Origin of the sequence: Mycobacterium aquaticum (assembly GCF_002086485.1) — a bacterium.
Classification (GTDB): domain Bacteria; phylum Actinomycetota; class Actinomycetes; order Mycobacteriales; family Mycobacteriaceae; genus Mycobacterium; species Mycobacterium aquaticum.
The window spans coordinates 49,302-61,673 of the sequence record NZ_MVHF01000015.1; the positions used below are offsets into that span (position 1 = coordinate 49,302).

The following is a 12,372-nucleotide window of genomic DNA, read 5'->3' on the forward strand; positions in this document are numbered from 1 at the left end:
GCAGCGTCACTAAAGTTCGAAGGCGTCTGCTCGACAGTGCCCGCCGAGGGGAACTCCCATGAGCACAGCCGCCGAACGCGCCGCCCACCTGGAATTGGTCGGACGACTCAAGTCCGCCTATCCGGAGATGCCGGACGCGCCGCCACCCGATCTGCTCGATCACGAGCGCTTCCTGGCGTACATGAAGACCGTCCATGACGTCGGCGGTGAGCCGGACGCTCCGATGAAGTACGAGAACAAGGATTACGAGTACTGGGAGCACATGACCTACGTCATCTGCGAGGTGCTCGCGTGGCGCGGGATCTGGCTGTCGGAGGAACGCCGCCGCATCGGCAACGTCGACGTCGGGCGCGCGGTCTATCAGGGCTTCCCCTATTACGGGCGGTGGCTGTGGGCGGTCGCGCGGGTGTTGGTGGAGAAACACCACATCAGCCTCGGTGAGCTGACCCAACGCATGGTCGAGGTCAAGGACCGCTACGAGGGCGGCCTCGCGGGCCACAAGCTCGAGGCGCAACCGAAGTCCGAGGGTGACGGCGCGGACGTCAGGCGCAACGAACACCACATCCGTGCGGTCGGCAAGGGCGACCCGCAGGTCTATGCCGGGCAGGCGGGCGAGCCCAAGTTCCGGGTGGGCGACGCGGTGAAGGTCCGCGAGCTGCCGATCCTGCTCTACACGCGCACTCCCGAATACGTCCGCGGCGCCCGGGGCGAGATCGCCGAGGTCACCTACGAGAGCCCGGCGGCCGAGGACGAGACGTGGGACCGCGCCGACGCCACACCCGAGTGGTTCTACATCGTGCGCTTCAACCAGTCCGAGCTGTGGCACGGCTACACCGGCACGGCGAGCGACACCTTGCAGACAGAGATCCCCGAACGTTGGCTGGAGAGGGCCTGATGACGGATCACCACGACCACGATCACGACCACGCGCGCACGGTCAAGCCCATGGTGGACGAGATCACCGACTTCGAAGTGCTCGAGATCGCCCTGCGTGAACTGTGTATCGAGAAGGGCATCTTCACCGCCGAGGAGCACCGCCGGTTCACCGAGTTCGCCGAGCAGATCGGCCCGACGCCGGCCGCCCGCCTGGTCGCGCGGGCCTGGCTGGATCCGGAGTTCAAGCAGCTCGCGCTGACCGACGCGCTGGCAGCGAGCAAAGCCGTCGGCGTCGACTGGCTGGAGCCGACCGGCTTCGGCACGCCGAGCGATTTCACCGCGTTCAAGATCCTCGAGGACACCCCGACCCTGCACAACGTCATCGTCTGTGCGCTGTGCTCGTGCTACCCGCGGCCCATCCTGGGTAATTCACCCGAGTGGTACCGCACCCCCAACTACCGCAGGCGTTTGGTGCGTTGGCCGCGCCAGGTACTCGCCGAATTCGGCCTCTACCTTCCCGACGACGTGGAGGTCCGCGTCGAGGATTCCAACCAGAAGCATCGCTTCATGGTGATGCCCATGCGCCCCGAGGGCACCGAGGGCTGGGACGAGGATCAGCTCGCCGAGATCATCACGCGGGACTGCCTCATCGGCGTCGCGCTGCCCAAGCCGGGCGTCACCACCAATGTGATCGTCGACACCCGCCCTGCGGTCCACCCGGCGGAGTGACGTGATGACTGACGACATCTCGACGCTGAAGAACATCGTCGAACGCAACCAGGTATGGCCCCGGATGGCCGCCAAGTACGGCGTCGAGAACCCCGTGCCGCCGTGGAAGACCAGCCTCGACGGCCTGTGCGACGCCCTTGACCATTCTGCTTGTGGCACAGGGAGACTCAGCTTCAAGGAGCGCCGCGACGAGGAAGACGAACTCTCGGCGACGCTCTATGCGGACTTGCCCTACCCCGAGAACCAATTGGTGTCGCTGGCGCACTCACTGTTGGTGCGCGGCGTTATCGACGAGACCGAGCTGCGGCAGCGGCTCGACGCGGTGCGCGCCAGGCTCGAGGCCTGATCCACACGCGGGTGAGGCCATCCCGTTTCGGGATGACCTCTGCCGCACTACTGATTCTGCAGGTCGGTGATGCGCCAGGCGCCGTGGTGGTTGTGCCAGCCGGGCATCACGTCCGGGGCCGGGGTGGCGTAGGTGTCGGGGCTGTACACGTGACCCGGGCCGGTGGGGCCTTGAGCGGACGCGGTGCCTGCCAGGCCGAGGGCGGCGGCGCCGATGGCCCCGGCGGACAGGACCGGCAATGCGGCGAACCGGACGATGCTCTTGGTGGTGATCATTTCGAATTCCTTTGCGTGAGTGGCTATTTCGATTGTTTCTTCGGCTTGTTTCGCCGTTGAGACAAGAATGCCGCGCAAAGCTGTCCGGGTCTGTCGAGCAACTGGAGGATGGGCCGGCTGAATGTGCCGTCCCCCGATCGGAGGATGGCTGCACACGCTCAGGTTTTGGGTCGGACAGGGTCGCGGAGTACAGTCAGCGGTGATGTTGACTGTGCAGCGGGTGCTCCTTCTCGGACGCCGCGACGGGGTCTGATCCAGACTGGCCTCCCGTCGCGGGTTTTCGCGATGCGCCGGTCTGAATCCCCATCGACCCGGAGCAACCATCATGACCACGCAAGAAACCTCTGTCGACGCCTACAGTTCGGTACGCGCCATCAAGACCCCGGCCGGTCCGCGCCGCGACGGCCAACCCTCCTGGAACACCCAGCGTGCATCGTCGATGCCGGTCAGCCGGTACCGGACATTCGCCGCTGAAGTCGAACCCGTCACGCTGCCCGACCGCACCTGGCCGGACAAGGTGATCGAGCACGCACCCATGTGGTGCGCGGTCGACCTGCGTGACGGCAACCAGGCCCTGATCGACCCGATGAGCCCCGAGCGCAAGCGCCGGATGTTCGACCTGCTGGTCCGCATGGGCTACAAGGAGATCGAGGTCGGTTTCCCGTCGGCGAGCCAGACCGACTACGACTTCGTCCGCGAGATCATCGAGCAGGGCGCCGTTCCCGACGACGTCACCATCCAGGTGCTGACGCAGTGCCGGCCCGAGCTGATCGAGCGCACCTTCGAGGCGTGCGCCGGCGCGCCGCGCGTCATCGTGCACTTCTACAACTCCACCTCGATCCTGCAGCGGCGCGTGGTGTTCCGCGCCGACCGTGAGGCCGTCAAGAAGATCGCCACCGACGGCGCCCGCATGTGCGTCGAGGAGGCCAAGAAGTACCCCGGCACGCTGTGGCGCTTCGAGTACTCGCCGGAGTCCTACACCGGCACCGAACTGCAGTACGCCGTCGACGTCTGCAACGCGGTCGCCGAAGTGGTCCAGCCGACGCCGGAGTGGCCGCTGATCGTCAACCTGCCCGCCACGGTCGAGATGGCCACGCCGAACGTCTACGCCGATTCGATCGAGTGGATGAACCGCCATCTGGCCCCGCGGGACTCGATCATCCTGAGCCTGCACCCGCACAACGACCGCGGAACCGCCGTCGCCGCAGCGGAATTGGGCTATCAGGCCGGCGCCGACCGCATCGAGGGCTGCCTGTTCGGCAACGGTGAGCGCACCGGCAACGTGTGCCTGGTGACGCTGGGCATGAACATGTTCTCCCGCGGCGTGGACCCGCAGATCGACTTCTCCAACATCGACGAGATCCGCCGCACCGTCGAGTACTGCAACCAGCTGCCCGTACACGAGCGCCACCCCTACGGCGGCGACCTGGTGTACACCGCGTTCTCGGGCAGCCACCAGGACGCCATCAACAAGGGCCTGGACCAGATGAAGGTGGACGCGGACGACGCCGATCAGGACGTCGACGACATCCTGTGGCAGGTGCCCTACCTGCCGATCGACCCGAAGGACGTCGGCCGCACCTACGAGGCCGTCATCCGCGTCAACTCGCAGTCCGGCAAGGGCGGCGTCGCCTACATCATGAAGGCCGATCACGGGCTGGTGCTGCCGCGTCGGCTGCAGATCGAGTTCTCGCAGGCCGTCCAGAAGATCACCGACGGCGAGGGCGGCGAAGTGTCGCCCAAGGAGATGTGGGACGTCTTCTCCGACGAGTACCTGGCGCCGATCACGCCGCTCGAGCGGATGCGGCAGAAGGTCGTCGCCTCCGAGGTCGACGGCGGCACCGACACCATCACCGCGATCGTGAAGATCGACGGCGTGGAACGCGAGATCGTCGGTGCGGGCAACGGTCCGCTGGCGGCGTTCGTCGACGCCCTCGGAGCCGTGGGCTACGACATCAACGTGCTGGACTACTCCGAGCACGCCATGTCCTCCGGTGAGGAAGCGCAGGCCGCGGCCTACGTGGAGGTGTCGATCGGCGGGAAGACCGTGTGGGGCGTCGGTATCGCGACGTCGATAACGACTGCATCACTTCGGGCCGTCGTGTCCGCCGTAAACCGTGCCGCGCGTGGTTAACTGACGGAAGCGTAGATCAGCTACGCAGCCGACAATTCCAAAGGAGCCACCCATGGACTGGGGATCATCGTGGGACTTTCTCTGGCACTTCCTGATCATCTTTGCGTGGATTGCATATTTGCTGGTGCTGTTCCAGATCCTGGGGGACCTGTTCTGGCGCGATCATGAGACCTCCGGCTGGATCAAGGCGGTCTGGGTGATCTTCCTGATCGTGTTCCCCTGGCTCACGGCGTTCATCTACCTGATCGCCCGCGGCAAGGGCATGGCCCAGCGCGCGGCCACGGCCGCCGCTGCGGCCAAGCAGGAGACCGACGCCTACATCCGGGAGGCAGCTGGCCGCACCCCGGCTCAGGAGATCGCGGACGCGAAGGCACTGCTCGACGCGGGAACCATCACCCAGGCCGAGTACGAGGCCCTCAAGGCCAAGGCGCTGAGCTAGAACAACGTGAACTGGTCGCCGTCGGGCGGGCTGTCGACGAATTCCTCGACGTCGGTCCCACCGACGACGTGGCCGATGAGGGTCATGAACTCCCCGTCGGCGACCAGTGGCACCCCCAGCTCGCGCGCCTGGTAGCCCTTGCCCTGATCCGGGGCGGTCTCGTTGCAGATCACCAACGAGGTCTGCTGGTCGACCGCATCGGTGTAGGCCAGGCCTGCATCGAGGATGCGCTCGATGACCTCCTCATGCGTGCGCGTCATCTCCGCCGACAACGCGACCCGCATACCCTGCACCAGCGGACGGCCGGGCACATAGGTTCCCGGGTTGGCATACGGGCACGGCAGCCGGGATGCCAGCACCTTCAACGGCCGCAGCTCGTCATGAGTGACCTGGCCGTTGGGCCAGCGCCGGCGGCCGACCTCGCGCAGCGGCAGCCACACCTTGCGGTCGCGGGCCCTGGCCAGGGTGGGCTTGAGGATCTGCGCCAGCACCTGAGCATCGTCGAGCGCATCGTGCGGCCGCATCTGGCTGACGCCCCAGTGCGCTGCCAGCGTCTCCAGCCGCAGGTTCTCGGTGCCCAGTTCCAGCCGGCGAGCCAGCTCGACCGTGCACATCACCGAGTCGATGGGCAGCTCGGCTCCGACCAACTCGGCCTCGGCGGTCAGGAAGCCGTAGTCGAATCCGACGTTGTGGGCCACCAGCGTGCGACCGCGCAGCACGTCGATGAGCTGATCGACGACGTCAGCGAAGGTGGGCTGGCCCTCCAACATCTCCGCGGTGAGCCCGTGCACGTGGGTGGGACCCGGATCGACGCCCGGATTGAGCAGGCTTGCCACGCTGCGTTCGACACTGCCGTCGTCGCCGACCGCCAGCGCGGCCACGCTCACGATGCGGGCCTGCCCGGGCCGGAAACCCGAGGTCTCGACATCGACGACGGCCCAGCCCGCGCCCGGCTCGGCTGCCGGTCGGCCCCACGACGGGCGGGCCGTCAACGGCGGTGCGGTGCTCATAGTCGCCAGGATGGCACGCAAGTCCGACAACCTCGCTCGGCGGGCCAGCGTGTCGTGCACCTAAAATCGCCGGAATGCTGACCCTGCGCGGACGTGCCGCCCTCGCGGCCGGAGCATCCGCACGCTGGGCGTCGCGGGTGACCGGCCGAGGCGCAGGCGCAATGATCGGCGGCCTGGTCGCAATGACGCTGGACTCTTCGATCCTGCGCCAGCTGGGACAGGGCCGTCGCACTGTGGTGGTCACCGGCACCAACGGCAAATCGACCACCACCCGGATGACCGCGGCCGCACTGGCCACCGTGGGCCCGGTGGCCAGTAACTCAGAGGGCGCCAACATGGACGCCGGGCTGGTGGCCGCGCTGGCCGGGGCGAGGTCCGCGCAGTTGGCGGCGCTGGAAGTCGACGAGATGCACGTCCCGCACGTCTCGGACGCCGTGGACCCGTCGGTGATCGTGCTGCTCAACCTGTCTCGCGACCAACTGGACCGCGTCGGGGAGATCAACCACATCGAACGCACGCTGCGCGGCGGCCTGGCCCGGCACCCCGGTGCGGTGATCGTGGCCAACTGTGACGACGTCCTGATGACCTCGGCCGCCTACGACAACCCCAACGTCGTATGGGTCGCGGCAGGCGGCAGCTGGGCGGGCGACTCGGTCAGCTGCCCGCGCTCCGGCGAGATCATCGTGCGCGACGGCGTCAGCTGGTACTCCACCGGCAGCGACTTCAAGCGTCCGAGCCCGCAGTGGTGGTTCGACGACACCCACATATACGGGCCCGACGGGCTGGTCCTGCCCATGACACTGGCGCTGCCCGGTGCCGTCAATCGCGGCAACGCCACCCAGGCCGTCGCGGCGGCGGTCGCGCTCGGCGCCGATCCAGCCGCCGCCGTGGCCGCGGTGTCCGGCGTCGACGAAGTGGCCGGCCGGTACCGCACCGTACAGGTGGGCTCGCACACCGCACGGATCCTGCTCGCGAAGAACCCGGCCGGATGGCAGGAGGCGTTGTCGATGGTGGACAAGCACGGCGCGGGTGTGGTGATCGCGGTCAACGGGCAGGTGCCCGACGGTGAAGACCTGTCGTGGTTGTGGGATGTCCGGTTCGAGCACTTCGGCGACACGCAGGTGGTGGCCGCCGGTGAACGCGGCACCGACCTTGCGGTGCGGCTGGGCTACGCGGATGTCGAACATACGCTTGTGCACGACACGGTCGCCGCGATCGACTCATGCCCGCCGGGACATGTCGAGGTGATCGCGAACTACACCGCGTTCTTGCAACTGAATCGGCGGATCTCATGACCACCTCGAAGATCAGCATCGGCCTGGTGCTCCCCGACGTGATGGGCACCTACGGCGACAGCGGCAATGCGGTGGTGCTGCGGCAGCGGCTTCGGCTGCGTGGCATCGACGCAGAGATCGTCGAGATCACCCTGGCCGACCCGGTGCCCGATTCGTGCGACATCTACACCCTCGGCGGCGCCGAGGACTACGCCCAACGCCTCGCCACCAAGCACCTGATCCGGTATCCCGGTCTGCAGCAGGCGGTTTCGCGGGGCGCTCCTGTGCTCGCGATCTGCGCGGCGATCCAGGTCCTGGGCCATTGGTATGAGACCTCGGCAGGCGAACGCGTCGAAGGCGTTGGCCTCCTGGACGTCACGACGTCGCCGCAGGAGGCCAGGACCATCGGCGAAGTGGCATCCAAACCACTGCTGGACGGGCTCACACAGCCGCTGACCGGCTTCGAAAACCACCGCGGCGGAACGGTTCTCGGCCCCGACGCCCGCCCGTTGGCGGCCGTCACCAAGGGTGCGGGCAACCGGGCCGGGGACGGTTACGACGGCGCGGTGCAGGGCAGCGTGGTGGCCACCTATCTGCACGGGCCATGTCTGGCCCGCAACCCGGAGCTGGCCGATCACCTGTTGTCGCGGGTGGTCGGCGAGCTGCCTGGGCTCGAACTGCCCGAGGTGGAGCTGCTGCGCAAGGAGCGGCTGGCGGCGCCCCGTCGGGTGTAGTCAGCCCCGCGAGCGTGCGTGTCTGCCGGTGCGACACGCCGACGCTCACGCCCCAACGGCTCCGCGTACGTAACGCTGTGGCGGGAAAATTCGCGATTCTCCGCCACCACGTTACGTGCGCGAAGTCCGCGGCAGAATCTCAGTGCGTATTTGCCGTCTGCACGGCGCGCCGGGCAACAGACGCGCACGCTCGCGGTGCAAGGGGACCAACTACACAGAGTCACCCAGGCCCGCGAGCAGGGCCTGCCGGCTCGCCCGCACGTGTTCCCGCATCACGCGTTCGGCGCTGTCGCCGTCTTTGGCGACGATGAGATCGAGTACGACGTGGTGTTCCCGATCGGATTGCAAGGGCCGGCCTGGCTGGCTCAGTGACGTGTGGACCAGCCGCGCGTACGCGAGCTGGTTCATCAGCATGCGGTAGTGCGCTTCGAGCTTGCTGTTGTCGGCACCGACGATCAGCAGATCGTGGAACTCCTCCACCAGTTCGGCGTAGCGAGCACGGTCGTCGCGGGCAACGGCCTCGTCGGCCTGGCGGAGATTCTCCTCCAGCTTGTCGATCTCGGGCACCCGTCCACGTTGCGCAAGCAGCCGCGCCGCCGCGCCTTCCAGCAGTTCCTTCATCTGGAACAGTTCGGTGATCTCACGGCGCGACGGTGTGGTCACGAACGTTCCGACCCGCGGCCGGATCTCGATGAGTCCCTCGGTTTGCAGCTGCTTGAACGTCTCACGCACCGGAGTTCGGGACACTCCGAACTCCTCGGCGATGGCCAGCTCGGAGATGTTCACGCCGGGCGCGATCTCACCCGCGATGATCCGCCGCCTGATCTCCTCGATCAATCGACCCTGGATCGAGCCATTACTGCTGGTCACCGCAGTCCTCCCTGACGTGCCTGCGCCTCATCATGACTCATCGAGTTCGACGTCGATCACTTGACCGCGTGATCCAGGGGTCGAAGGGTCATCTCGATGGGCGAATTGGAACACGGCGGCCCGAAGGACAGAAACAGCTTGCCTTCCCCTGGCGACATGACGATCGACGCCAGCGTCTCCGCCTGGTTCTCACCTTCCTGATGCTCACAGATGCTGCCGGGGTAGCCCTCGTGGTCCCGCAGCATGTCGAACAGATGCTCCGGACCGAGCGACTGTCCACGACGCCGAAGAAGCATCTCCATGCGCGCCAATCTGCTTCTGCTCGACCAGATCGGGTCGCCAGGAATCTCCAGCGCCCGCAGCATCTCGTCCTTGTAGTGATTTGCGTGCGCCCATGTGACCGCCACTTCGGTCACATGGTGAGTGCCGGCCGTCGTCTCGACGTTGACGCCACGCCGGCCGTTGGCCACGAAGAGGTTCTGCCCGGTGGCCCGCTTCGCGTCCAGGACAACTGCCAGCGCATCGTCGATCGATGTCATCGCCAGAGCCCGTCGGGTCAGCAGACTGCCCGGGACGCCGACCACCGCATCAGTCGGAAGCACCGTCATCCAGCACAGCGCGATGTGCTGATTCATACCTGGCCCACCGATGATCCCAGGCTGGCTCAGGATGAACGCCTCCGGCTGCCCCTGCGCCTCGGCAACGTGGAAGAGCACACACGGCTGATACCAACGAGGGATATCCCAGTTCTGGCCGAGCAACGTGGCGCCGGAGACAGTCGCTTCGGGCGCCAAGACCACACCGGTGCAGTGCCCTGCCGGGCCGTCGGCCGGATCCAGGCCGAACTCGTCATAGCAGTTGAGCAACAACACCTTGGCGAATTCGAGCTCGGCTCCCTCGGCGATTCCGACAAGTTCGTCGGCGAGGTCGTTGTCGAACTCCTGAATCGCAGGCCAATACGACTCTGCCCGACGCAGCAGCGTGGACTCTTCCGGTGAATTCGGCGAGATTCCATGACCATTCACGATGTACCGCTCGTACAGGCCGGAGATCTCTGCGGCGAGTTGACGACCGTGCGACAAACCCCGCTCTCTTCCCGTTCCCGACAGCGAACACGTGAGGTACTGGCTCATAAACCCTGCTTTCTCAACGACGTTGGGCGCCGATGGGTGAAGATTCGAGCGCGGCCAGGTTGCCACCGTGGAAGAACTTGCCTGCGCTGTACACCATGGGGTCCCGATCGCCGACCTCGGCATGCACCACCCGGCACATGAAGACCGTGTGCGTGCTGGCCTGCAGCCGTTCACGGATCTCGACCTCCATGCCGGCCGAACTGCGATCGATCAGCGGGCTTCCGAAAGGCCCTGCATGCCAGTCTAATCCGGAGAACTTGTCGTCGGATTTCGCCGCGAACCGGCCCACCACGTCGAGCTGGTCGGCAGAGAGGATGTTGATCGCCAAGTGCTCGGCACGGAACAGGCAGTCATGCGTCGACGACGTGTGCTGGACGGCGACCATCACGGTCGGTGGATCCAGTGAGATGCTCGCGAACGCGTTGACCGCCAACCCTCGTGGCTTGTCGCCGTCGAGTGCGGTGACCACGGTGACACCCGTCACGAACTGCCGATTCACCCGCTTCATCAAATCGACGTCAGGCCTGACCGGTGCGGTCATCGGTCCTGCCCCACTGCGATGATGCCGAGTGCGGTCAGCAGGGCACGCGGGTCCCAGGTGACGTGTTCCTCGACGATGCGGTCGTCGTCGAAGCGCGCGAAGGTCGCCCCGCTGACCGCGACCTCACGCTTGGTGGCAGGCACCCCGAGGAACGAATGTGCGTGGCTTCCGGTGCTGTGCCAGCGGATTGCTGCTCGGTCGCCCTCGACCACCACCTCGTCGACCACGGTCAGCAGGTCGGGGAACGCCGAGCGAGTCGCGGTGATCGATGCCTTCAACTCGTCGCGGGACTGCGTGTTTCCGGTGCCGCTGGTCCGCTGGTACGCGTCGGCAAGCAGGCTGTCGAACGCGTCGACCTCACCGCGGTCCCATGCGGCCTCCCAGGCGTCCTTGATGCGACGGCGTCGGGTTTCGTTGTCAGACATGAGTTTTCCTTTCTGGCGGTGGATCGCTTGCGCTCCTACTCCCCCTTGAAGACCGGTGTGGTCCGGTGCCACAGCGGAGGCAGTCGATATGTGGCCACGTACGCGACGCACGCGACACCGAACCCGACGAAGTAGGACAGGTCTCCCCACTCGGGATGGGCCGCGGCGAGCGGGCCGACAAAGAAGGACAAGTTCCAGAACAGGGAGGATGCGGCGGCTCCGATCACCCAGGCAACGAATCCCCATTCCAGGACGCGGCGGGAGTCGAAGAGTTCGGCAATGCGGGCGCGGTCGTGGCGGTGTCCGAGTACGTAGTCGAGCAGCAGCACCGCGCCGAAGGGCGCGATGAGGTAGGCGCCCAGGAAGAGGAAGGTCTTGAACTTTGCCTCGAACCCTTCGTCAGCCCACAGGGCGATCGCGTACGCCACTACACAGATGATGACGACGGCGGTACGCCGGCTGATCGGAATCCGCAGGGTCTGAACCGAAATCGCGCCGCCGTAGACGTTCAGGAAGTTCTGTGAGAACGACGAGATCAACACCACCAACAGTGCGGCGACGTGGAAGGGTCCGGTGAGGCGGAACAACGCGTCGATGGCGCTCTCGCCACTGGCGGCCGAACTGCCCAACAGGGCACCGACGATTCCCAGCCAGGACAGGGAAAGGAAGTTGCCCGCGAACGTCCACACCCCGGTGGCGCGGTTGACATGGTCTTCGTCGGGCAGATACCGGGAGTAGTCCGACGCAAAGGGCCACCACGCGATCAGGAAGGACAGGAAGAACCCGGCGAAGGTGATCCACCCACCCACACCGCCCACCCAGTACGGTGCCTGCGGATTCGTATCGAACCCGCCATGCCAGCCGCGACTCACCGACACTGCCGTGATCATCACGAAGCCGGCGAAGAGCACCACTGCCAGGATCCGCTCCAAGAAGTGGATCATGTTGTAGCCGTAGACGGCTACCACGAGCTGGATGAAGACCAGCACGAAAGTCCCTAGCCAGTACGGGATGGCGGGTATCAGTGCACGCAGGGCCTGCCCGCCCAGAATGACGGTCACAGCGGCCCAGCCGATACCGGCGAAGACGTTCACATAGGCCACCGGAACGAAATTTCCGAAGAATCCGAGCGGGCCGCGGGCCTGGATCTGCTGGGCCACACCGAGTCGCCCACCCATGCGGGAGAGCACGCCCATGACCACTGCGCCCACCAATGACCCCGCGATGATCGCCGTCACCGAGGAGACCAACGACAACCCGAAGCTGACCGCCAGGAATCCCAGCACGATGATCGGGAAGTTCATCCCGGCGGCGAACCAGATGAAGAACTGCGACACCGGCCTTCCGTGCCGCTCGGAGTCCGGGATGGCGTCGACGCCATAGGGTTCGACAGCCGCAATCTTGTTGCGGTAGTGCAAGTCCGGGGACAGCTCGCCGGTGGAGGCCGGCGACAGGTCCGGGGAGAAATCTGTGGTCATCGGATCACCTTGCGTTCTCGATGGTGGTCCGTCCGGTGCCATGGCATGCAGCGAACGGTGGAAACAGTCCTGTGAGCCTGAATCCAGTTGGCGATCGCTGTAGCACTC

General features: G+C 66.1%; 14 protein-coding genes. 7 read left to right on the forward strand and 7 right to left on the reverse strand.

The window, feature by feature from the left end; translation table 11 throughout:
- Positions 1-58 precede the first annotated feature (58 nt).
- Genes BST13_RS16365 through BST13_RS16375 form a run of 3 tightly spaced genes read left to right on the forward strand, consistent with a single transcriptional unit; the run spans position 59 to position 1,951 of the window.
- Positions 59-895, forward strand: coding sequence for a nitrile hydratase subunit beta (locus tag BST13_RS16365; RefSeq protein ID WP_083165080.1), 837 nt, complete (start codon positions 59-61; stop codon positions 893-895).
- On the forward strand, positions 895-1,605 hold the full coding sequence (gene scnC, locus BST13_RS16370) for a thiocyanate hydrolase subunit gamma (RefSeq protein WP_083165081.1): 711 nt from the start codon (positions 895-897) through the stop codon (positions 1,603-1,605). Before BST13_RS16365 ends, scnC begins: the two co-directional genes overlap by 1 nt.
- Before the next feature lie 4 nt (positions 1,606-1,609).
- Positions 1,610-1,951, forward strand: a complete 342-nt coding sequence (locus BST13_RS16375; protein WP_083165159.1) for a thiocyanate hydrolase — start codon at positions 1,610-1,612, stop codon at positions 1,949-1,951.
- 47 nt (positions 1,952-1,998) lie between these two features.
- On the opposite strand, the gene BST13_RS16380 is transcribed toward BST13_RS16375, so the two are convergent.
- Positions 1,999-2,226 (reverse strand): hypothetical protein, encoded by a 228-nt coding sequence (locus BST13_RS16380; protein WP_083165082.1) that lies wholly within the window; start codon positions 2,224-2,226, stop codon positions 1,999-2,001.
- 325 nt (positions 2,227-2,551) lie between these two features.
- Between BST13_RS16380 and leuA the strand changes: the two genes are divergently transcribed.
- Complete coding sequence (gene leuA / locus BST13_RS16385; RefSeq protein ID WP_083165083.1) at positions 2,552-4,360, forward strand: 2-isopropylmalate synthase; 1,809 nt, start codon at positions 2,552-2,554, stop codon at positions 4,358-4,360.
- Between the two features lie 52 nt (positions 4,361-4,412).
- Positions 4,413-4,799, forward strand: coding sequence for an SHOCT domain-containing protein (locus tag BST13_RS16390; protein ID WP_083165084.1), 387 nt, complete (start codon positions 4,413-4,415; stop codon positions 4,797-4,799).
- On the opposite strand, the gene BST13_RS16395 is transcribed toward BST13_RS16390, so the two are convergent.
- Positions 4,796-5,809 (reverse strand): DEDDh family exonuclease, encoded by a 1,014-nt coding sequence (locus BST13_RS16395; protein WP_083165085.1) that lies wholly within the window; start codon positions 5,807-5,809, stop codon positions 4,796-4,798. The two genes, BST13_RS16390 and BST13_RS16395, sit on opposite strands and share 4 nt — an antisense overlap.
- A 74-nt stretch (positions 5,810-5,883) precedes the next feature.
- Here BST13_RS16395 and BST13_RS16400 point away from each other — a divergent pair, with 74 nt between their 5' ends.
- Together BST13_RS16400 and BST13_RS16405 are read left to right on the forward strand one after the other, a co-directional pair.
- Entirely contained in the window at positions 5,884-7,104 is a 1,221-nt protein-coding gene (locus tag BST13_RS16400) for a Mur ligase family protein (protein WP_083165086.1), read from the forward strand.
- Positions 7,101-7,817, forward strand: a complete 717-nt coding sequence (locus tag BST13_RS16405) for a type 1 glutamine amidotransferase (RefSeq protein ID WP_083165087.1) — start codon at positions 7,101-7,103, stop codon at positions 7,815-7,817. The genes BST13_RS16400 and BST13_RS16405 overlap by 4 nt, the downstream gene beginning before the upstream one ends.
- A 210-nt stretch (positions 7,818-8,027) precedes the next feature.
- Here the strand turns inward: BST13_RS16405 and BST13_RS16410 are convergent, their stop codons facing one another.
- From BST13_RS16410 to BST13_RS16430, 5 genes are read right to left on the reverse strand one after another with little or no spacing between them, the layout of a single operon-like run.
- The gene (locus BST13_RS16410) at positions 8,028-8,687 is read right to left on the reverse strand and encodes a GntR family transcriptional regulator (RefSeq protein ID WP_095533573.1); all 660 of its coding nucleotides are present in this window, start codon (positions 8,685-8,687) and stop codon (positions 8,028-8,030) included.
- A gap of 56 nt (positions 8,688-8,743) precedes the next feature.
- Positions 8,744-9,820 carry a C45 family autoproteolytic acyltransferase/hydrolase gene (locus tag BST13_RS16415; protein ID WP_158087156.1) on the reverse strand — a complete coding sequence of 359 codons (1,077 nt, stop codon included), beginning with the start codon at positions 9,818-9,820 and terminating at the stop codon, positions 8,744-8,746.
- Between the two features lie 13 nt (positions 9,821-9,833).
- Positions 9,834-10,328 carry a flavin reductase family protein gene (locus BST13_RS16420; protein ID WP_245839661.1) on the reverse strand — a complete coding sequence of 165 codons (495 nt, stop codon included), beginning with the start codon at positions 10,326-10,328 and terminating at the stop codon, positions 9,834-9,836.
- A 29-nt stretch (positions 10,329-10,357) separates the two neighbouring features.
- Positions 10,358-10,786: an ester cyclase gene (locus BST13_RS16425; RefSeq protein ID WP_083165090.1), complete on the reverse strand. Its 429-nt coding sequence runs from the start codon at positions 10,784-10,786 to the stop codon at positions 10,358-10,360.
- A gap of 35 nt (positions 10,787-10,821) precedes the next feature.
- Positions 10,822-12,264: a purine-cytosine permease family protein gene (locus BST13_RS16430; protein WP_083165091.1), complete on the reverse strand. Its 1,443-nt coding sequence runs from the start codon at positions 12,262-12,264 to the stop codon at positions 10,822-10,824.
- Between the last annotated feature and the right edge of the window lie 108 nt (positions 12,265-12,372).